The 19,473-nt window shown below is 65.1% G+C and carries 19 protein-coding genes; 1 reads left to right on the top strand and 18 read right to left on the bottom strand.

Annotated features, from left to right (window positions below; all coding sequences use genetic code 11):
* Nucleotides 1–187 precede the first annotated feature (187 nt).
* The 7 genes from AC3WR5_RS25445 to ppsA form a co-directional block, all read right to left on the bottom strand.
* The gene (locus AC3WR5_RS25445; RefSeq protein ID WP_492488082.1) at nt 188–1,300 is read right to left on the bottom strand and encodes a PA0069 family radical SAM protein; all 1,113 of its coding nucleotides are present in this window, start codon (nt 1,298–1,300) and stop codon (nt 188–190) included.
* A 170-nt stretch (nt 1,301–1,470) separates the two neighbouring features.
* The gene (gene dnaB / locus AC3WR5_RS25450) at nt 1,471–2,895 is read right to left on the bottom strand and encodes a replicative DNA helicase (RefSeq protein WP_141284995.1); all 1,425 of its coding nucleotides are present in this window, start codon (nt 2,893–2,895) and stop codon (nt 1,471–1,473) included.
* Nucleotides 2,896–3,088: 193 nt separating this feature from the next.
* A complete protein-coding gene (gene rplI, locus AC3WR5_RS25455) occupies nt 3,089–3,541 on the bottom strand; it encodes a 50S ribosomal protein L9 (RefSeq protein WP_141284997.1) in 453 nt (150 codons plus the stop codon).
* 12 nt (nt 3,542–3,553) lie between these two features.
* The gene (gene rpsR, locus AC3WR5_RS25460; RefSeq protein ID WP_141284999.1) at nt 3,554–3,838 is read right to left on the bottom strand and encodes a 30S ribosomal protein S18; all 285 of its coding nucleotides are present in this window, start codon (nt 3,836–3,838) and stop codon (nt 3,554–3,556) included.
* Nucleotides 3,839–3,857: 19 nt separating this feature from the next.
* The gene (gene priB, locus AC3WR5_RS25465) at nt 3,858–4,166 is read right to left on the bottom strand and encodes a primosomal replication protein N (RefSeq protein ID WP_141285001.1); all 309 of its coding nucleotides are present in this window, start codon (nt 4,164–4,166) and stop codon (nt 3,858–3,860) included.
* Nucleotides 4,167–4,206: 40 nt separating this feature from the next.
* Nucleotides 4,207–4,569 carry a 30S ribosomal protein S6 gene (gene rpsF, locus AC3WR5_RS25470; protein ID WP_141285003.1) on the bottom strand — a complete coding sequence of 121 codons (363 nt, stop codon included), beginning with the start codon at nt 4,567–4,569 and terminating at the stop codon, nt 4,207–4,209.
* Between the two features lie 171 nt (nt 4,570–4,740).
* Nucleotides 4,741–7,140, bottom strand: a complete 2,400-nt coding sequence (gene ppsA / locus AC3WR5_RS25475) for a phosphoenolpyruvate synthase (protein ID WP_492488084.1) — start codon at nt 7,138–7,140, stop codon at nt 4,741–4,743.
* A gap of 221 nt (nt 7,141–7,361) precedes the next feature.
* Between ppsA and ppsR the strand changes: the two genes are divergently transcribed.
* Nucleotides 7,362–8,186, top strand: coding sequence for a posphoenolpyruvate synthetase regulatory kinase/phosphorylase PpsR (ppsR, locus tag AC3WR5_RS25480; RefSeq protein ID WP_141285007.1), 825 nt, complete (start codon nt 7,362–7,364; stop codon nt 8,184–8,186).
* A 43-nt stretch (nt 8,187–8,229) separates the two neighbouring features.
* Here ppsR and AC3WR5_RS25485 read toward each other — a convergent pair whose 3' ends face one another.
* The 11 genes from AC3WR5_RS25485 to AC3WR5_RS25535 all read right to left on the bottom strand — a co-directional run bounded on the left by AC3WR5_RS25485 (nt 8,230) and on the right by AC3WR5_RS25535 (nt 19,469).
* Nucleotides 8,230–9,006 (bottom strand): TrmH family RNA methyltransferase, encoded by a 777-nt coding sequence (locus AC3WR5_RS25485; RefSeq protein ID WP_141285009.1) that lies wholly within the window; start codon nt 9,004–9,006, stop codon nt 8,230–8,232.
* A gap of 13 nt (nt 9,007–9,019) precedes the next feature.
* A complete protein-coding gene (gene rnhB, locus AC3WR5_RS25490; protein WP_141285011.1) occupies nt 9,020–9,652 on the bottom strand; it encodes a ribonuclease HII in 633 nt (210 codons plus the stop codon).
* A complete protein-coding gene (gene lpxB / locus AC3WR5_RS25495) occupies nt 9,624–10,781 on the bottom strand; it encodes a lipid-A-disaccharide synthase (RefSeq protein WP_492488086.1) in 1,158 nt (385 codons plus the stop codon). The genes rnhB and lpxB overlap by 29 nt, the downstream gene beginning before the upstream one ends.
* 16 nt (nt 10,782–10,797) lie before the next feature.
* Complete coding sequence (gene lpxA / locus AC3WR5_RS25500) at nt 10,798–11,586, bottom strand: acyl-ACP--UDP-N-acetylglucosamine O-acyltransferase (RefSeq protein ID WP_492488088.1); 789 nt, start codon at nt 11,584–11,586, stop codon at nt 10,798–10,800.
* A 7-nt stretch (nt 11,587–11,593) separates the two neighbouring features.
* Nucleotides 11,594–12,043 carry a 3-hydroxyacyl-ACP dehydratase FabZ gene (fabZ, locus tag AC3WR5_RS25505; RefSeq protein WP_492488090.1) on the bottom strand — a complete coding sequence of 150 codons (450 nt, stop codon included), beginning with the start codon at nt 12,041–12,043 and terminating at the stop codon, nt 11,594–11,596.
* Complete coding sequence (gene lpxD / locus AC3WR5_RS25510) at nt 12,040–13,086, bottom strand: UDP-3-O-(3-hydroxymyristoyl)glucosamine N-acyltransferase (RefSeq protein WP_492488092.1); 1,047 nt, start codon at nt 13,084–13,086, stop codon at nt 12,040–12,042. Before lpxD ends, fabZ begins: the two co-directional genes overlap by 4 nt.
* A gap of 27 nt (nt 13,087–13,113) precedes the next feature.
* Nucleotides 13,114–13,617, bottom strand: a complete 504-nt coding sequence (locus AC3WR5_RS25515; RefSeq protein WP_141287902.1) for an OmpH/Skp family outer membrane protein — start codon at nt 13,615–13,617, stop codon at nt 13,114–13,116.
* Between the two features lie 2 nt (nt 13,618–13,619).
* Nucleotides 13,620–15,965, bottom strand: coding sequence for an outer membrane protein assembly factor BamA (gene bamA, locus AC3WR5_RS25520; protein ID WP_492488094.1), 2,346 nt, complete (start codon nt 15,963–15,965; stop codon nt 13,620–13,622).
* 11 nt (nt 15,966–15,976) lie between these two features.
* Nucleotides 15,977–17,347: an RIP metalloprotease RseP gene (gene rseP / locus AC3WR5_RS25525; protein WP_492488096.1), complete on the bottom strand. Its 1,371-nt coding sequence runs from the start codon at nt 17,345–17,347 to the stop codon at nt 15,977–15,979.
* A 12-nt stretch (nt 17,348–17,359) separates the two neighbouring features.
* Nucleotides 17,360–18,550 (bottom strand): 1-deoxy-D-xylulose-5-phosphate reductoisomerase, encoded by a 1,191-nt coding sequence (locus AC3WR5_RS25530; RefSeq protein WP_492488097.1) that lies wholly within the window; start codon nt 18,548–18,550, stop codon nt 17,360–17,362.
* Between the two features lie 82 nt (nt 18,551–18,632).
* Complete coding sequence (locus AC3WR5_RS25535) at nt 18,633–19,469, bottom strand: phosphatidate cytidylyltransferase (RefSeq protein WP_492488098.1); 837 nt, start codon at nt 19,467–19,469, stop codon at nt 18,633–18,635.
* Nucleotides 19,470–19,473: the final 4 nt, after the last annotated feature.

Genomic DNA, 19,473 nt, shown 5'->3' on the forward strand with positions numbered 1-19,473 from the left:
CGTTGCCGAAACAAGCCACCGTGACATTTGTCATCTGAAGCTTGCTAACCGTCACCTACGACTACACCGATGACGTACGGTTACCACTCTACGCAGCGCAGCGTCATGACACCAGCATTTTTGGCGCTTGCTCCCTAACTCTCATGACGTCACACGTCAACCCGCACTGGCGCGGTGCAACATGGGGTTAAAACAAGCTCAATTGGTGCAGTGCGCCAGCTCTGGCAGGCGGTCTGAATTGACCGAAATCCAACACTGTCCGGGTGTTGTTCAGCCCCAGCTTGCGCACCGCGAGCGTGAACCGCTGGCGCAGCAGTTCCGCCCAGGCGCCTTCGCCGCGAAGCCGGGTGCCAAAGCGAGCGTCGTTGTCGCGGCCGCCCCGCATCTCGCGCACCCTGGCCATGACCCGCGCGGCCCTGTCCGGGAAGTGGGTCTGCAGCCAGTCCTGGAACAGCGGATTCACTTCCCAGGGCAAGCGCAGCGGAATGCTGAAAGCCGAGACGGCACCGGCCTGTGCGGCCGCCTCCAGGATGCGCTCAAGCTCCGGTTCATTCAGGAACGGGATCACCGGCGATACGCTGACCCCCACCGGTACACCCGCCTCGCTCAAGCTCTGGATGGTTTTCAGGCGCCGCTGCGGTGAAGCGGCGCGCGGCTCCAGGATGCGCGCGAGTGCCGGCTCCAACGTGGTCAGGGACACATAGGCCGCCGCCAGGCCTGCACCGGCCATGGGCGCGATCAGGTCCAGGTCGCGTTCGATGCCTGCTGACTTGGTGATGACAGAGAACGGATGCGAAGCTTCGCAGAGCACCTCGATGATCGCGCGGGTGATGCCCAGCTTGCGCTCGACCGGCTGGTAGGCATCGGTCGCGGAGCCGATGTTCAGCTGCGCTGGCGTGTAACCCGGCCGGCTCAAGGTTTCCCGCAGGCGCTCGGCAGCGTTCACCTTGGCAATGATGCGCGTCTCGAAATCCAGCCCAGGCGAGAGGTTGAGATAGCTGTGCGTGGGCCGCGCAAAACAGTAGATGCAGCCGTGCTCGCAGCCCCGGTACGGATTGATCGACAGGTCGAACGGAATGTCTGGCGACTCGTTGCCGGTCAGGATGGATTTGACATGCTCGAAGATGACTTGCGTGCCCGGCGCCAGTTCTTCGGCTTGCACAGCCTGATCCAGCGCACCCCAGCCGTCGTCGACCGGCTCACGCTCGTCGCGGCTGAAGCGGTGCGCAATCGCCCAGGTCGTGCCCCTGCCCTTGCGCGGTTGCAGCGTGATGGGCGCCGTGGGCACCGGCGCAGCCATGGGTGCGGGTGTGGAACGCCGCAATGGCGAACGCGTCAGCGAGGCCGCATCGTCCAGGGACTCGTCAGCCGGCGGGAGTGAAAAACGGAATGACATACTGTATTTTTATACAGTATTTCATCCCTCACCACCAGCCATTGAATCCACCGCGCAGCCGGTGGCACGGAGGTTCAGTATTCGCTGCCGCCGTAGGCGGCGTCGGGCGCCAGATTGTCGAACTTGGTCGATTGCTTCAGGAAGGCGAGGTGCACCGAGCCCACCGGGCCGTTACGCTGCTTGCCGATGATGATTTCGGCGGTGCCAGGAATCTTGGATTCCTTGTTGTAATAGTCGTCGCGGTAGATGAACATGATCACGTCCGCGTCCTGCTCGATGGCGCCGGATTCGCGCAGATCGGACATCATCGGCCGCTTGTCGGTGCGGGTTTCGACCGAGCGGTTCAGCTGCGACAACGCGATCACCGGGCAGTTCAGCTCCTTGGCCAGCGCCTTCAAGCCGCGCGAGATCTCGGAGATTTCGGTGGCGCGGTTTTCGCCGTTGCCGCTGCCGCTGCCGCTCATCAGCTGCAGGTAGTCGATGACGATCAGGCCCAGCTTGCCGCATTGGCGGGCCTGGCGCCTCGCACGGGCGCGCAGTTCGGCCGGGTTCAGCGCAGGGGTCTCGTCGATGAACACCGAAGCCTTTGAGAGCTTGTCCACGGCCTCGGTGAGCCGGCCCCACTCGTCATCCTTCAACGCGCCGGTGCGCAGGTGCTGCTGGTCGATGCGGCCCAGCGAACCGACCAGACGCAAGGCCAGCTGTGCGGCGCCCATTTCCATCGAGAAGATGACCACCGGCAAACCTTCGCTGACGGCCACGTACTCGGCGATGTTCAGTGCGAATGCGGTCTTGCCCATGGACGGACGCGCGGCCAGGATGATCAGGTCGCCGCCCTGCAGGCCCGCGGTCATGCGGTCCATGTCGTAGAAGCCGGTGCGCACGCCGGTCACGTCTTCGGCGCCGTTTTCAGCGAGCTCGGTGACCCGGTCGATCAGTTGCATGACCAGCTGGTCCATGCTCTGGAAACCGCCCTTGCTGCGCTGGCCTTCCTCGCCGATCTTGAAGATCTTGCCTTCGGCCTCGTCGAGGATTTGCGAGACCTGCTTGCCCTGCGGGTTGAAGGCCTGGGTGGCGATCTCGTCGCTGGCGGCGATCAGCTTGCGCAGCACCGCGCGCTCGCGCACGATCTCGGCGTAGCGCCGCAGGTTGGCCGCACTGGGCACGCTTTGCGCCAGTGCGTTCAGGTAGCCGAGACCGCCGCATTCGTCGGCCTTGCCGAGGTTTTGCAGCCGCTCGAAGACGGTGATGACGTCTGCAGGCTTTGAGGTGCTGATCAGGCCGCCGATGGCGCCAAAAATCATGCGGTGCTCGTAGCGGTAGAAATCGCCCTCGCTGAGCACGTCCGCCGCCCGGTCCCAGGCACCGTTGTCCAGCAGCAGACCGCCCAGCACCGACTGCTCGGCCTCGATGGAGTGCGGCGGCACGCGAAGTTTGGCGACCTCGTCGTCACGGCTCTTGGCGGAGCGTCCGCCCAGTTCTTCGAAGATCGTCGACATCAGCAAATCATAAGAGGCAGGCGCCTGGCACGGTGTGCGCAAGCCTGTGGAAAAGCTGGGGGAAGCGGGTGCACAAGCACCGGCCGTCCCTTGCGAAAGCGCCCGTCCGGAAAAGAAAAAGGGCCGGTTCGAAAACCGGCCCCTTCTGGGCGTACACCAGTGTCGCAGCCAAGCTGCGACCTGTGGGCCAGGATCAGTCGGTGGCGCCGACGACCTTGACGTTGACTTCCACGACCACGTCGGTGTGGGCAGCCACGTTGACCGAGAAATCGCCAACCGCCTTCAGCGGGCCGTTGGGCATGCGCACCTGGGCCTTGACGATCTGGAAGCCTTGCTTGACCAGGGCTTCGGCGATGTCGCCGTTGGTGACGGAGCCGAACAGTCGGCCATCAACGCCAGCCTTCTGGCTGACGATGACGGTGACGCCGTTCAGCTTCTCGCCCAGTGCCTGGGCGGTCGACAGCTTCTCGGCAGCGACCTTTTCCAGTTCCGCGCGGCGGGCTTCGAATTCCTTGATCGCGGCGTCCGTGGCACGGCGGGCGCGCTTGGTCGGGATCAGGAAGTTGCGGGCATAACCGTCCTTGACCTTGACGATGTCGCCCAGGTTGCCGAGGTTGGCCACTTTGTCCAGCAGGATGATTTGCATGGTGTGGACTCCTTAGACGCGGTGCATGTCGCTGTACGGCAGCATCGCCAGGAAGCGCGAGCGCTTGATGGCGGTGGTCAGCTGACGCTGGAAGAACGCGCGCGTGCCCGTCAGGCGAGCCGGCGTGATCTTGCCGTTTTCACCGATGAAGTCGCGCAGCAGGTCCACGTCCTTGTAGTCGATCGATTCGACGCCAGTGACAGTGAAGCGGCAGAACTTCTTGCGGCGGAACAGCAGCGATTGCTGGTTGCGCTTGGGACGGCGGTCCTTGGAAAAACGTGACTTTGGCGGGGGCATGTCAATGACCTCTGAATTTCTATCCGGATACAGAAACGGGCTCGTCGACGTCGAGTTGCGTGATGTGAAACACCAGACCCTTGCCATTGCGCGAGGGGGCCAGGAAGCCGGCAAACATCGCCTGCACTCCCAGCGCCAGCCGCTCGGCCTGACGGGTGATGTCCCCGATGACCACCGAGCGGATCTCCAGCGAGACCTTGCGGGGTTGCCCGTTCTGGCTGACCTCGGACTCTGCCTTGAGCAGCATGTCCAGGGCCGGCAGACCGGCGGGGGTGTAACGCATCTTGCCTCGCTCCACCACTTGGGCGGCCAGAACCAATCGGTTCATCGAGGCTTGCAACTCACAACCGACTTGAACCCTGCTGGGCTCAGGCGGTGGTTTCCTGGGCAGCCTTGCGGGCTTCTTCCTTCTCGACCGACTTCATCATCACGGAAGGCGTTGTTTCAGCCTTCTCGAGCTTGACGGTCAGGTGACGCAGCACGGCGTCGTTGAAGCGGAAACCGGTTTCGAGCTCAGCCAGCACCGCGGTGGTGCACTCGATGTTCAGGCACAGGTAGTGCGCCTTGGCCAGCTTCTGGATCATGTAAGCCAGCTGACGGCGGCCCCAGTCTTCCACCCGATGAACCTTGCCACCACTGGTGGTGATCAGGCTCTTGTAGCGCTCCAGCATGGCCGGAACTTGTTCGCTTTGATCCGGATGGATCAGCAGAACGATTTCATAGTGACGCATCGAAACTCCTTGTGGATTCCATTGAGGAAGCCGCACCGCGCGTCAATCTGCAGGTACGGCAAGGGGGAAAAGCCTTCGATCATAGCACAAGGGGCGCCAGGTTCCCCGGCGCCCCTTGTGACGAGCGGCCCATGCAGCGCCTGGGCACGCTGCACGGTGCTGTCGCCTGGCCTACTTGGTGCCGGCCAGGCGAGTCCAGGTCTCGATGACCGAATCCGGGTTCAGCGAGATCGACACGATGCCTTCGGCTGCCAGCCAGTCGGCGAAATCCGGATGGTCGCTCGGGCCCTGGCCGCAGATGCCTACGTACTTGCCGGTGGCCCGGCAGGCGGCGATGGCGCGCGAAATCATGGCCTTGACGGCAGGGTCGCGCTCGTCGAAGTCATCGGCCAGCTGCTCCAGGCCAGAGTCGCGGTCCAGGCCCAGCGTCAGCTGCGTCAGGTCGTTGGAGCCGATGGACATGCCGTCGAAGTGCTCCAGGAACTGCTCAGCCAGGATGGCGTTGCTCGGCACTTCGCACATCATGATGAGGCGCAGGCCGTCGACGCCGCGCTTCAGGCCGCGGCCCGCCAGCAACTCACCGACCTTCTCGGCCTGGCGCACCGTGCGCACGAAGGGCACCATGATCTCGACGTTGGTGAAGCCCATGTCGTTGCGCACGCGCTTGAGCGCTTCGCATTCCATGCCGAAGGCATCGGCGAACTCGCTGTTGATGTAGCGCGAGGCGCCGCGGAAGCCCAGCATCGGGTTCTCTTCGTCCGGCTCGTAGCGCGAACCGCCGATCAGCTTCTTGTACTCGTTGGACTTGAAGTCAGACAAACGCACGATGACAGACTTGGGCCAGAAGGCAGCGGCAATCGTCGCGATGCCTTCTGTCAGCTTGTCGACATAGAACGCACGCGGCGAGGCATGGCCACGGGCCACCGACTCGACCGCCTTCTTCAGGTCCTTGTCGACGTTCGGATAGTCCAGGATGGCCTTCGGGTGCACGCCGATGTTGTTGTTGATGATGAACTCGAGCCGGGCCAGGCCGACGCCGGAATTCGGCAGCTGCGCGAAGTTGAAAGCCAGCTGCGGGTTGCCGACATTCATCATGATCTTCACCGGGCAGTACGGCAGTTCGCCGCGCAGCACTTCGGTGACTTCGGTTTCCAGCAGGCCGTCGTAGACGTAGCCGGTGTCGCCTTCGGAGCAGGCCACCGTGACCAGCGCGCCGTCGCTCAGCGTGTCGGTCGCATCACCGCAGCCGACCACCGCCGGAATGCCCAGTTCACGCGCGATGATGGCCGCATGGCAGGTCCGGCCACCGCGGTTGGTGACAATCGCCGAGGCCCGTTTCATCACCGGTTCCCAGTTCGGATCGGTCATGTCGGTGACCAGCACATCGCCGGGCTGCACGCGGTCCATCTCGGCAATCGAGCTGACCAGGCGAACCGGACCGGTGCCGATCTTCTGGCCGATCGCGCGGCCCTCGGCCAGCACCGCGCTCTGGCCCTTGAGCTTGTAGCGGAGCTCGACCTGGCCTTCGGCCTGGCTGCGCACGGTCTCGGGCCGAGCCTGCAGGATGTAGAGCTTGCCGTCCACACCGTCCTTGCCCCACTCGATGTCCATCGGGCGACCGTAGTGCTTCTCGATGATCACGGCGTACTTGGCCAGCTCGGTCACGTCCGCATCGCTCAGCGAATATCGGTTGCGCAGCTCGGGCGGCGTGTCCACTGTCTTCACCAGCTTGCCGGTGGCCAGGCGCTCATCGTCGCTGGCGAACTCCATGCGGATCAGCTTGGAGCCCAGGCCACGGCGGATCACCGCGAACTTGCCGGCGGCCAGCGCCGGCTTGTGCACGTAGAACTCGTCCGGGTTCACGGCGCCCTGCACCACGGTCTCGCCCAGGCCGTAGCTGGAGGTGATGAAGACCACGTCCTTGAAGCCGGACTCGGTGTCGATCGTGAACATCACGCCGGCAGCGCCGACGTCCGAGCGCACCATGCGCTGCACGCCGGCAGACAGCGCCACGTCGGCGTGGGCGAAGCCCTTGTGCACGCGGTAGCTGATGGCGCGGTCGTTGTAGAGCGAGGCAAAGACTTCCTTCATCTTGTGCAGCACGTCTTCAATGCCATGCACATTCAGGAAGGTCTCTTGCTGACCAGCGAAAGAAGCGTCCGGCAGGTCTTCGGCAGTGGCCGACGAGCGCACGGCCCAGCTGGCCGACGGCGAGCCGGCCACCACACGCTCGAATTCGGCGCGCACAGCGGCCTCGAAGTCCGGCGGGAACGGCGCGTCGATGACCCACTGGCGGATCTCAGCACCGGCCTCGGCCAGCGCCCGCACGTCTTCCGTGTCCAGCCTGGACAGGCGGGCGTTGATCCTCTCGGTCAGGCCGCCGTGTTTCAGGAACTCGCGAAAGGCATGCGCCGTGGTGGCGAAACCACCCGGTACCCGCACGCCCGAGGCGGCCAGCTGGCTGATCATTTCGCCGAGGCTGGCGTTTTTCCCGCCAACGACCTCGACGTCGTTCATCCTCAGTTCTTCAAGCGGCGCGACCAGGGCGGTCGCCAGGTTGGTTGTAGACACGGGAAAGCTCCTTGATGACAAAAAACCTGTGCCGCTGTCCAACCCACCCATGACGGAGCCCGCGCTGCAGCGCGCTGAAATTCGATGACGAGACTGCAGGGGCTCATGAACGCCGGGGGTTGCCGCGAGCAGATCGCGGCCAAAGGATGCGAGATGCGCGCCATTCTACGGACGGATTGCCTATCATCGGCAAACCATCCCTGAAACCCTCGCGTGCATTCATGCCCAACCGCAGTGTTTTCTACGTCTCCGACGGCACCGGCATCACCGCGGAGACCTTCGGCAATTCCATCCTCGCGCAGTTCACGGCCAAGCCACGCCATGTGCGCAGGCCGTTCATCGACAGCGTCGAGAAAGCCAACGCCGTGGTGGACGAGATCAACACCACGGCCGAGCACGAAGGCAAACGGCCCATCGTCTTCCTGACGCTGGCCAGCGTGGAGATCCGCGCCATCCTGACCGGCGAAACCTGCAAAGGCATGGTGATGGACATGTTCCAGTCCTTCATCGAGCCGCTGGAAATCGAGTTCAACCTGAAGTCCAACCACCGCGTGGGGCGCTTCTCGGATGCCGCCAAGAGCCAGGAGTACAACGACCGCATCGAGGCGATCAACTTCTCGTTGGCGCATGACGACGGCCAATCCTCGCGCAACCTGCAATCTGCTGACGTGATCCTGGTCGGCGTGAGTCGCAGCGGCAAGACGCCGACCTCGCTCTACCTGGCGATGCAGCACGGCATCAAGGCCGCCAACTACCCGCTGATCCCCGAAGACTTCGAGCGCGGCCACCTGCCCAGTTCGCTCTCTCCGCACAAGCGCAAATGCTTTGGCCTGACCATTGACCCGGACCGCCTGCAGCACATCCGCAACGAGCGCCGGCCGGGCAGCAAATACGCGTCCATCGAGAACTGCCGCTACGAGGTCAACGAGGCCGAGGTCATGATGAAGCGCAGCGGCATTTCGTGGCTCAGCTCGACGCACAAGTCGATCGAGGAAATCGCCACCACCATCCTGCGCGACATCCGGCCAGACCGGCTGATCTACTGATCGTCAGGCCGTCCGCCGAAGCCCTTCGCTCAAGCGAGCGGTTTCAGCGATGGCGTGTCGCAAAAAGGCAGATCGCCGCCGCCGCGGCCACGTTCAGCGACTCTTCGCCGCCCGGCTGCGGAATGCTCACGGTGTGGGAGCAACGCGCCATCAATGCCGCGTCAATGCCCTGCCCTTCATGGCCCAGCACCCAGTTGCAGGGCTGAGGTAGCTGGCTTTCGCCCAGCACCAGGCCGGCATGCGAACTGGTGGCCAGCAGCGGCAATTGCAGCGGCGCCAGGTCTTCGGGCAGCAGCCCCTCGACCAGCTGCAGCGCAAAGTGTGCGCCCATGCCGGCGCGCAGCACCTTGGGTGACCACAGCGCCGCGGTGCCCTTCAGCGCCAGCACCTGCTTGACACCAAAGGCCGCCGCGCTGCGCAGGATGCTGCCCACGTTGCCGGCATCCTGCAGGCGATCCAGCACCACGCCAGGCTGGTCCGACAGCAAGGCCGGGCTGGCCGGCCAGGCCACCAAGGCGCCGATGCGCGCCGGTGACTCCAAGGTGCTGAGGCTGCGGAACAGCGCCTCGGGCAACTGCACGCAGCGGCCTGCATGGTCGGCCCAGACCCGCCAGTCGACCCGCTCGCGCCAGGCCGATTCGGTCATCACCAGGACCTCCAGCGCCCAGCCGCGGCGCAGCGCCGCGTCGACCAGGTGGTCACCCTCCAGCCAGATCGAGCCGAGCTTGCGATAAGCCGCCGGCTCCGCACCCAGCTTGCGGATGCGCTGCAACAGCGGGTTGTCGCGTGCGCTCAGGCGCTCGGCCTCTTCGTGGTTCATGGGCAGGCGAAGGTCAGCAGGCGTCGAGGCCAGGCAGGCAGGCACGCACCGGCGCAAAGCTGCGGCGGTGCACCGGCGCGGCGCCGTGGGCACGCAAGGCTGCCAGGTGTTCGGGCGTCGGGTAGCCCTTGTGGCTGTCGAAGCCGTAGTGCGGCCACTGCGCGTGCATGTCCAGGCACAGCCGGTCGCGGTGCACCTTGGCCAGGATGGAGGCCGCCGAAATCGACTGGACCTTGGCGTCACCGTCGACGATGGCTTCACCGGGCATCTTCAGCACCGGCAGCCGGTTGCCGTCCACCAGCACTTTGGCCGGCAGCAGGCGCAGGCCTTCGACCGCGCGGCGCATCGCCAGCATCGTCGCCTGCAGGATGTTGAACTGGTCGATCTCTTCGACACTCGCCTGGGCGATGGCGCAGCACAAGGCCTTGGCGCGGATCTCATCGAACAGCGCCTCGCGCCTGCGCGCCGTCAGCACTTTCGAATCCTTCAGGCCGGCAATGGGCTGCAGTTCGTCGAGGATGACGGCCGCGGCCACCACCGGTCCGGCCAGCGGGCCGCGCCCGGCCTCGTCCACGCCGGCGATCAGGCCGGCCACTTCGAAGTGCAGGTGAATCTGCTCAGGCTTGGAGGAGCGTCGCGATGGCATCACTGGCCTTGCGCGCCGTGTCCTGGCGCAGCGTGAGGTGCATGGTTTCAAAACGCCGCGCCAGTTGGGTGCAACGGTCCGGATTGTCCAGCCAGGCCAGCGCTTCGCGGGCAATGGCTTGCGGCGTCGCCTGGTCCTGGATCAGCTCGGGCACCAGGAATTCACGCGCCAGGATGTTGGGCAGGCCGTGCCAGGGCAGATAAGCCTTGCCACGCATCATGCGGTAGTTCAGCCAGTGCAGGCGGTAGACGATCACCATCGGCCGCTTGAAAAGCGCCGCCTCCAGCGTCGCCGTGCCGCTGGCCAGCAGCGTCAGGTCACAGGCGGCCAGCACCTCGTGCGAGCGACCATCCACCAGGTCGACCGCGAGCCCGGGCGCGTGCTGGGCCAGCAGCGGCAGCAGCAGAGGCCGCAAGCCGGGTGCAACCGGGACGACAAAGCGCAGCGGCCCCCGTTGCACAGGCCACACTGCCGCCATCTGCACCGCGGCTTGCAGCAGTGCGGGCGCGATGTGGCGAATCTCGCTGCGGCGGCTGCCGGGCAGCAGCGCGACGATGGTGTCCCCGGCGCCGAGGCCCAGCGCCTGCCGCGCGGCTTCGCGTGGCGGCGCCAGCGGAATCAGGTCGGCCAGTGGATGGCCCACAAAGGTCGCGGCCACGCCGTGTTCGGCCAGCAGCGCTGGCTCAAACGGGAACAGGCACAGGACATGGTCCGCCGCGGCGGCAAGCTTCTTCACACGCTCTCCGCGCCAGGCCCAGATTGACGGACAGACGAAGTGCACCGTGCGCAGGCCACCGGCTCGCAATGCAGTCTCCAGGCCGAAGTTGAAATCGGGCGCGTCGACACCGATGAAGACGTCCGGCCGCTCGACCAGCAGGCGCTCGCGCAACTGGCTGCGGATGCGCAGCAACTCGCGCAAGTGCATCAAGGCGTCCACGTAGCCGAACACCGACAGCTTGGCGCTGGGCCACCAGGCACTGAAGCCCTCGGCGATCATGCGCGGCCCGCCAATGCCGGTCGCCTGCGTGCCTGGCCAGCGTGCGTGCAGGCCTTTGAGCAGCAGGCTGGCCAGCAGGTCGCCAGAAGCTTCGCCGGCCACCATTGCCAGGCGCGGGGCCGGGTTCGTCATGGGTGCGGGCCGGCGCTCAGCGCACGATGCCGCGCTTGGCGGCCGCGAGGAAGTCCAGCATCGTGTCGATGTCAGCATCAGCCTCGGGCTGCGGACCTTTCAGCGCCGTCATGCCTTCGACGGCCTGCTCCAGCGTCAGCGACGAGCGGTACAGCAGCTTGTGCAGCTGCCGGATCACTGTGGTGCGCTCGTTGCTGAAGCCACGGCGACGCAGGCCGGTCAGGTTGACCGCGCGAGCCACCAGCGGGTTGCCGTCTACCGTCATGAAGGGCGGCACATCTTGCGAGACATGGGCCTGGAACCCGACCATCGCCTGCGAGCCGATGTGCACGAACTGCAGCACGCCAGTGAGGCCACCGATCGTCACCCAGTCACCCACATGCACATGGCCGGCCAGCGTGACGCCGTTGGCCAGCACGTTGTGGCTGCCCAGGCGCACATCATGGGCCACGTGCACATAGGCCATGATCCAGTTGTCCGAGCCAATGCGGGTGATGCCATCTTCCTTGGCCGTGCCGAGGTTGAGGGTACAAAACTCGCGCACCGTGTTGCGGTCGCCGATCTCCAGCGCCGCCGGCTCGCCGGCATAGCTCATGTCCTGCGCCACCGCACCGATCGAGCTGAACTGGAAAAAACGGTTCTGCTCGCCAATGGTCGTGCGACCTTCAATCACGCAGTGCGGGCCGATCACCGTGCCGGCACCGATGCGCACATGCGGGCCGATCAGGCTGTAGGCCCCCACCTGCACCGACTCGTGCAGCTCGGCCGCCGGGTCCACCAGCGCAGTGGCGTGGATCTGCGTCATGGCTGACTCAGCAGATCTTGCGCATCGTGCACATCAGCTCGGCCTCGGCGGCGAGCTCGCCGTCCACCGTGGCGCGGGCCTTGTACTTGATGATGCTGGCCTTCACACGTTCGATGGAAGCTTCCAGGATCAACTGGTCGCCCGGCTCGACCGGCCGCTTGAACCGCGCGCCGTCGATGCCAGCGAAATACACCACCATGTCGTCGCCCGGATCGACGTCGTTGGACGCGAAGGACAGCAGCGCAGCGGCCTGGGCCATGGCTTCCAGGATCAACACGCCCGGCATCACCGGGCGGTGCGGGAAGTGGCCCAGGAACACCGGCTCGTTGATCGACACGTTCTTCAGTGCCTTGATGCGAACGTGCTTTTCCATCTCCAGCACGCGGTCGACCAGCAGGATGGGGTAACGGTGCGGCAGGCGCTTGAGGATCTCGTGGATGTCCATCGTCGGGGTCATGGTGTCTTGTTCTGCTGTTCAAGCGCGCGCACGCGACTTCTGAGGGTATACAACTGGCGCAGCGTGGCTGCGTTCTTTTCCCAGTTCGCGTTGGTATCGATCGGAAAGATGCCGCTGTAATGACCCGGCTGGCGCAGCGAGTGCATCACGAAGCTGCCGGCCGACACCTGCACATGGTCGACGATCTCGATGTGGCCCTGGATCAGCGCCGCACCACCGATTAGGCAATGGGCGCCAATGCGCGCGCTGCCGGCCACGCCCACGCAGGCGGCCATGGCCGTGTGTTCGCCAATGCGCACGTTGTGGGCGATCTGGATCAGGTTGTCCAGCTTCACGCCATTGGCCAGCACGGTGTCGTCCAGCGCGCCACGGTCCACGCAGGTGTTGGCGCCAATGTCAACGTCGTCGCCGATCTGCACCGTGCCAAGCTGTTCGATCTTTTCCCAGCGCCCTTCGAACGGCGCGAAGCCGAAACCGTCTCCGCCGATGACCGCGCCGCTTTGCAGCATGCCTCGCTCGCCGATGCGGCAGGCCTCGGCGAACACCACATGCGCGGCCAGGCGGGTGTGCGCGCCGATCACGGCCGCAGCGCCCACATGGCAGTGCGCGCCAATGATCACGCCTTCGCCAATGAACGCACCGTCGTCGATCACCGCTTGCGGTCCAATGCTCGCCGTGGGATGCAGGCGCACGCCTTCACCGATCACGGCGCTGGCGTGCACGCCGGTCTTGACCGCGGCACGGCGGCGCTCAGCCCACCAGCGTGACAGCCGGGCATAGTAGAGGTAGGGATCGGCGGTGACGATCACCGCACCGCGGGCCTGAGCCGCCTCGCTCAGGTCGGCCCGCACGATCAGGCAGCCTGCCTGCGTCGTGTCCAGCAAGGCCCGCAAACGGGCCTGGGCCAGAAAGCTGATGCTGTGCGCGTCAGCCGCCTCCAATGAGGCGATGCGCCGGATCTCCAGCGCTGCATCGCCCACCAATTCGCCGCCCAGGGCCTGAACAATCTCTGCCAGGCGGACCGGAGCGGTCGCACCCGGCATGTGATTCATTGTTCGTGCCGCCGCAATTCACTTGCCGGCGTTCAACGCGTCGATCACCTTCTTGGTGATGTCCACGCGCGGGCCTGCAAACACGACTTCCTGCAGGATCAGGTCGTACTTTTCCTGCTCGAAGATCTGCTTGATGACCTTGCTCGCGCGCTCGGTCACCGCGGCAAGCTCTTCGTTCTTGCGCTGGTTCAGGTCTTCCAGCAATTCGCGGCGCTTGCGGTCGAAGTCGCGCTGCTGGTCAGACAGATCACGCTGGCGGCGGCTGCGCTCAGCCTCGGGCAATGTCGGTCCGTCCTTGTCCAGCTTGTCCATCGCGGCGCGCAGCTTGGTGCCAACGTCGTTCAGCTCGGTTTCCCGCTTCTTGAACTCGGCTTCCAGCTTGGCCTGGGCCGCTTTCGCCGGCGTGGCTTCGCGCAGCACCCGCTCGCCATTGACATAGCCGATCTTCAGCTCCTGCGCGGACACACCCAGCGCAGCGCACAGGGCCACGGCGGCCAACAGGGATTTCAAAAGCGAAGTCATCATCAAAAGGCCGTTCCGATCTGAAACTGGAAGCGCTGGATTTTATCCCCGCTGAAAGAACGCAAAGGCGTGCCGTAACTCATCTTCAATGGGCCCACCGGCGAGATCCAGCTGAGGCCGAAACCGGCAGAGGCGCGGATGTCGGTCAGGCTGCCCGTGCGGCCACGATCACGGTCCTGCTGCGTCACGGTACCAGCGTGGTCGCCCCACACATTGCCAGCGTCCGCAAACGTGAAGATGCGCAGGCTCTTGTCGTTTCCGGTGCCTGGCACCGGGAAATACATTTCCGCATTCAGGTTCAGGCGCTTGTTGCCGCCGTTGTAGACGCCGGTGACGTCCACGTCGCCCAGCGAATTCGGCTCGAAGGCACGGACTGAACCGAGGCCGCCACCGTAGAAATTCTTGAAAGTGGGATAAGGCAAACCACCCAGCCCTGCGCCATACCCAATTTCACCGTTCAGGCCCAAGGTGAGCTTGGGGAAATACGGCACGGCCATGAAGTGCTGCATCTGGCCGTTCAGGCGCGCGTACCGCACGTCGCCGATGAGGCTCAAGTCCAGGTTGATGCGCTTGTATTGACCCCGTGTCGGCGACACCGGGTTGTCGCGCTCTTCCCGCGCCCAGCCCACCGTCAGCGGCGTGGCCCAGCTGTAGCGACCGAAGGTGTCGACGTACTTGGTGTAGCTCAGCGGCAGGCCCTCTGAGGTGCCGATGACGGTCTCTTCACCGCCGACGCCAAAGAACACGGTATCGAACTCGGTGAACGGCACACCAAACCGGATCGAGGCACCCGGCGTGGCCAGCTCGAACTTGTCGCCCCGGCTGTTGATTGGCTTGGAGGTTCGGTAGTACACCTCGATGGCACGCGACACGCCATCATCGGTGAAGTACGGGTCTACGGTGCTGACCGACAGGCTGCGGCTGGACCTGCTGGTGTTGATGTCGAAACCGAGGTAGTTGCCGCTGCCGAAGACGTTTTCCTTGCGGATCGACGCACTCAGCGAGAGCCGATCAGCACTGGAGAAGCCGGCAGACAACTGCAGGCTGCCGGTCGGCTTTTCGGTCACGGTGATCACCAAGTCGACCTGGTCGGGCGAACCTGGCACCTCGTTGGTCTCGACCGTCACCTCATTGAAGAAGCCCAGTCGCTCGACACGGTCGCGCGAGAGCTTGATCTTGTTGCCGTCGTACCAGGCACCTTCGAACTGCCGGAACTCGCGGCGAATGACTTCGTCGCGGGTGATGGAGTTGCCGGCAATGTTGACGCGACGCACATTGACGCGCTGGCCTGGCGCACCTTGCAGCACCAGCACGACCTGGCCGGTCTTGCGATCAATCTCCGGCCGCGATTCGACCTTGGCGAAAGCGTAGCCGTAGCTGGCGTAAAGATCGGTGAACAGCCGGGTCGTGGCGGTCACATCGTCCCCGCGATAGGCCTCGCCGGGCCGAACCACGACACGGTTGCGGAAGTCGGCTTCGCGGCCCAGGAACTCGCCTTCCAGCCGCACACCTGCCACCACATAGGGCTGGCCTTCGGAGACCGTGACCGAGATGTCGATGTTCTGCTTGTCCGGCGAGATCGTCACCTGGGACGAAGTGATGTCGAACTCCAGGTAGCCGCGGTTCAGGTAGTACGAGCGGATCTTTTCCAGGTCAGCATTGAGCTTGGTGCGGGCATAGCGGTCGGACTTGGTGTACCAGGTCAGCCAGCCGCCAGTGGTCAGGTCCATCAGGCCCAGCAGCGTGGACTCGGAGAAGGCGCGCGTGCCGAGGATGCGGATGTCGCCGATCTTCGCGACGCTGCCTTCGGTCACGTTGAAGGTGATGTCCACGCGGTTGCCGCCCACCGGCGTCGCGGTGGTCACGACTTCGGCACCGTACAGGCTGCGCGAGAGGTACTGCCGCTTGATTTCCTGCTCGGCGCGATCGATCACCGCCTTGTCGTACGGCTGGCCTTCTGCAATGCCGTTGTCCTTCAGCGCCTTGGCGAGGGTGTCCTTGTCGAACTCCTTCAGGCCGCTGAAGTTGACCGATGCGATGAACGAACGCTCATCGACGATGATCACCACGACCTTGCCATCAAGCTCGATGCGCACGTCCTTGAACAGGCCGGTGGCAAACAAGGCTCGCAGTGCCGCAGCGCCCTTGTCATCGTTGTAGGCGTCGCCAACGCGGAAAGGCAAGGCAGCGAACACGCTGCCCGGGTCGCTGCGCTGCAAGCCTTCGACGCGGATGTCGCGAATGTCGAAAGGTTCGACAGCCAGGCTGACTTGCGCAAAGCCCGCGGCCATCAGAGCCACGCAGGCCGGCACCGGCCGCAAGAAACTTGCTAGAGGGGAAAATCGCATCGGGAGGAGTGTCACTGCAGGCCCAGGAAGCGGGCCACGTCGTTGGATAGGGCGATGGACATCATCAACAGCAGCACCAGCGCACCGCCACGTTGCAGCCACGTGAGCCACTGGTCGGACACCGGCCTGCCGGTCACCGCCTCAAAAAGATAATATATCAGGTGCCCCCCGTCGAGCATCGGCAGCGGCAGCAGGTTGAGCACACCCAGGCTGACGCTGACCATCGCCAGGAAACCGAGGAAAACCGCCACACCCTGCTGGACCGATTGACCCGCATAGTCGGCAATCGTCAACGGACCGCTGAGGTTGCGTAAAGAAGCTTGGCCGATCAGCATGCGGCCCATCATCCGCAAGGTGGTCCACGAGGTCTCGACGGTGCGCTGGTAGCCGGTCTGCAGGCCCTCCAGAACCCCGAGTTGCACCCAGGTCATCGCTGGCGCCTGCCCGATGTAGGCCTCGATGCGGCCCACCGTGCGACCGTCGGCGTCTTTTTCCTTGCGTGGCTCCACGACGAGCAAATGCCGCTGCTGCGCACGTTCGATCTGCCACTGCATGGCTGGTATCGGAAGGTCACCGGCAGCCCGGATGCGCTGGAACAGCTTCTGCGCGTCTTCGACGGTTTCACCGTCGATGCTCAGCACGCGGTCACCTTCCATCAAGCCTGCCTGTGCCGCAGCGCCACCAGGCATCACACGCCCTATCACCGGCTCGCGAAAAGGCTCGCCAACGCCAATGCGCCGAAAGGTTTCGACACCCGGCTCTTCGCCCGCCAGCTGTGCCAACGGCAGCGTCAGGACACGGCGGTGATCGCCTTCCGAGTCGGCCACCTGCAACCTGAGCGACTCACCATCCAACAACGCCAGGCTGATTTCACGGCCGAGTTCGCTCATGGCGCTCACGTCCTGCCAGTCCCCGTACTCACGGGCCACTGCCTGCACCTGGTCGCCGGCCTGCAAGCCGATCTTTGCAGCCAGGCTGCTGGCAGGAGGCGAGGCCAGAATGGCCCGCGGCTCATTCGCCCCCCACCAGCCTGCAGCTGCGTAAAGAAGAATGGCCAGTGCCAGATTGGCCAGCGGTCCGGCCAACACGATGCTGGCACGAGCGCGCAAGGACTGACGGTCGAAGGCCTGATGCAGTTGATCAGGTGCCACCGCGCCTTCGCGCGTGTCGAGCATCTTGACGTAGCCACCCAGTGGCAAGGCCGAGAGCGTGAACTCGGTGTCGCCAGGACGCGCCTGACGGCGCAGCAGCACCGGCCCGAAGCCAATGGAAAAACGCAGCACTCGCACGCCGCACCAGCGCGCCACGCGGTAGTGGCCGTACTCGTGGACGATGATCAGAATGCCCAGCGTCAGGATGAAGGCGAATACGGTGTTCATCAAAGCTCCCCGGGCTCAGCGCCGCAACCTGGCAATGACAGCCCGGGCCACAGCGCGCGCTTCCTGGTCCAGCGCCAGCAGGGCTTCGACAGGCGCCTGAAGGTCCAGCTTGGGTGGCAAGGCTTCGAGCGTTGCCGCATTGGCCTGGTGGATGGCGTTGAAGCCGAGCCGGCCGTCCAGGAAGGCCGCCACCGCCTCCTCATTGGCCGCGTTCAGCACGGCCGTGCTGCCGTGCGGCCCCCGCAGCGCGTCCCAGGCCTGGAACAGGCCGGGAAAGCGGCTGCGCTCCGGCGCCTCGAAGGTCAAGGGCGGCAGGCTCAGGAAGTTCAAGGCTTGGGCGCCGGAGGCGATGCGCGCGGGGAAGGAAAGCCCGTAGGCAATGGGCACGCGCATGTCGGGCGTGCCCATTTGCGCCAGCACCGACTGGTCGCGGCAGACCACCATCGAGTGCACGATGCTCTGCGGATGGATCACCACCTGCACCTGCTCGGGCTGCAGGTCGAACAGCCAGCGCGCCTCGATCACTTCGAGCGCCTTGTTCATCATCGTCGCCGAGTCGACCGAAATCTTGCGGCCCATGACCCAGTTCGGGTGCGCGCAGGCCTGGTCCGGCGTCACGTCGGCCAGGCTGGCCGGGTCGCGCTGGCGGAAAGGCCCGCCGGATGCCGTCAACACGATGTGATCAATGCGCTGGGCCCAGGTGCCGCGGTCTTCCGGCAGGCACTGGAAGATGGCCGAGTGTTCACTGTCGATCGGCAGCAATTGCGCACCGCCCTGCCGCACGGCGGCCATGAACTGCGCACCGCCCACCACCAGCGCTTCCTTGTTGGCCAGCAGCAGGCGCTTGCCGGCCAGTGCAGCGGCCATGCAGGCCGGCAAACCTGCAGCGCCGACGATGGCCGCCATCACGCTGTCCACGTCTTCGTGCGCGGCCAGCTCGACCAGCGCCTGCGGGCCTTCCAGCACCTCGGTTGGCAAACCGGCTTCCCGCACCTGCCGGCGCAATTCGGCCGCAGCAGCCGGGTCGCTCATCGCCGCGAAGCGTGGTTGCCATTGGCGCAGCTGCGCAAGCAACTCAGGCACCCGCGCATGGCCGGTCAGGGCGACAACCTCGAAACGATCGGGGTGGCGCGCCACCACGTCCAGGGTGCTGGTCCCGATCGAACCGGTGGCGCCCAGAATGCAAAGACGCTGGCGAGTGGTCATGGACAAGTCCGTCAAAACGTAAGAGGCCGACATGACAGTCTGCGCCATCGCGGGACGGCGCGGCGCGGCGTGAAAGGACTGCTCAAAAGCTGGTCAAGGCCATGATGGCCGGCAACACCGGCAGCAAGGCATCCACACGATCCAGGATGCCCCCATGCCCAGGCAGTAAGGCGCTGGAATCCTTGGCGCCCACGGCCCGCTTGGCCATCGACTCCACCAGGTCACCCATCACGCTGAGCGCGGACAGGAACACCAGCGCCACCGGCCAGCCCAGCCAACCCAGGCGCGCCCAGAGCTGGGCAAAGACGCTGCTGGCACTGCCGAACCAGACGGGCTCCAGTTGCATCCACAACACGCCCAGCACCAGCACGCCCAGCATGCCGGACCAGACACCTTCCCAGCTTTTGCCGGGACTGATGGCCGGCGCCAGCTTGTGGCGGCCGAAGGCACGCCCACCGAAGTAGGCCGCAATGTCGGCCATCCAGACCACGCAGAAGCAGGACAGGATGAAATTCAAGCCGCGGGCCCGCGCAGCAGTCAGCGCCAGCCAGGCGGCGCAAAGCACCAGCACGCCAATCAGCAGGCGCAGGCCCTGGGCCCGCTGCGGCCACGCGCTCGGGCCAGCCCGCAGCGCCGCGGCGCCACCCAGCACCCAGCAGGCCGTGGCCAGCCACCAACCGGCCGCTGGCATGCGCGCCACCCAGCCCGCCCACCAGGCCAGGCCGCACAGCAGCAGCACCAACAGGCCAAGTGCCACCGGCGACACGCCCTTCAGCCCATTCAACCGCCCCCACTCCCAGCCCCCCAGGCCGATCAGCACCAAACTGAGCAACGCGAACGGCAGGGGGTTGGCGACCAGCAAGGCTGGCAGCAGCAGTGCGAGCAGCACCAGTGCGGTGATCACACGCTGAAGCAGCATCTGG

Source organism: Ideonella sp. FW305-24 (assembly GCF_058788035.1).

What these genes read in the sequence shown, in the direction of transcription:
- AC3WR5_RS25445 (WP_492488082.1), bottom strand. Translation starts at nt 1,300, where the DNA reads ATGGCTGCGCCGGTGCCCACGGCGCCCATCACGCTGCAACCGCGCAAG.
- dnaB (WP_141284995.1), bottom strand. Translation starts at nt 2,895, where the DNA reads ATGTCGACGATCTTCGAAGAACTGGGCGGACGCTCCGCCAAGAGCCGT.
- rplI (WP_141284997.1), bottom strand. Translation starts at nt 3,541, where the DNA reads ATGCAAATCATCCTGCTGGACAAAGTGGCCAACCTCGGCAACCTGGGC.
- rpsR (WP_141284999.1), bottom strand. Translation starts at nt 3,838, where the DNA reads ATGCCCCCGCCAAAGTCACGTTTTTCCAAGGACCGCCGTCCCAAGCGC.
- priB (WP_141285001.1), bottom strand. Translation starts at nt 4,166, where the DNA reads ATGAACCGATTGGTTCTGGCCGCCCAAGTGGTGGAGCGAGGCAAGATG.
- rpsF (WP_141285003.1), bottom strand. Translation starts at nt 4,569, where the DNA reads ATGCGTCACTATGAAATCGTTCTGCTGATCCATCCGGATCAAAGCGAA.
- ppsR (WP_141285007.1), top strand. Translation starts at nt 7,362, where the DNA reads ATGCCCAACCGCAGTGTTTTCTACGTCTCCGACGGCACCGGCATCACC.
- AC3WR5_RS25485 (WP_141285009.1), bottom strand. Translation starts at nt 9,006, where the DNA reads ATGAACCACGAAGAGGCCGAGCGCCTGAGCGCACGCGACAACCCGCTG.
- rnhB (WP_141285011.1), bottom strand. Translation starts at nt 9,652, where the DNA reads ATGCCATCGCGACGCTCCTCCAAGCCTGAGCAGATTCACCTGCACTTC.
- lpxB (WP_492488086.1), bottom strand. Translation starts at nt 10,781, where the DNA reads ATGACGAACCCGGCCCCGCGCCTGGCAATGGTGGCCGGCGAAGCTTCT.
- lpxA (WP_492488088.1), bottom strand. Translation starts at nt 11,586, where the DNA reads ATGACGCAGATCCACGCCACTGCGCTGGTGGACCCGGCGGCCGAGCTG.
- fabZ (WP_492488090.1), bottom strand. Translation starts at nt 12,043, where the DNA reads ATGACCCCGACGATGGACATCCACGAGATCCTCAAGCGCCTGCCGCAC.
- lpxD (WP_492488092.1), bottom strand. Translation starts at nt 13,086, where the DNA reads ATGCCGGGTGCGACCGCTCCGGTCCGCCTGGCAGAGATTGTTCAGGCC.
- AC3WR5_RS25515 (WP_141287902.1), bottom strand. Translation starts at nt 13,617, where the DNA reads ATGACTTCGCTTTTGAAATCCCTGTTGGCCGCCGTGGCCCTGTGCGCT.
- bamA (WP_492488094.1), bottom strand. Translation starts at nt 15,965, where the DNA reads ATGCGATTTTCCCCTCTAGCAAGTTTCTTGCGGCCGGTGCCGGCCTGC.
- AC3WR5_RS25530 (WP_492488097.1), bottom strand. Translation starts at nt 18,550, where the DNA reads ATGACCACTCGCCAGCGTCTTTGCATTCTGGGCGCCACCGGTTCGATC.
- AC3WR5_RS25535 (WP_492488098.1), bottom strand. Translation starts at nt 19,469, where the DNA reads ATGCTGCTTCAGCGTGTGATCACCGCACTGGTGCTGCTCGCACTGCTG.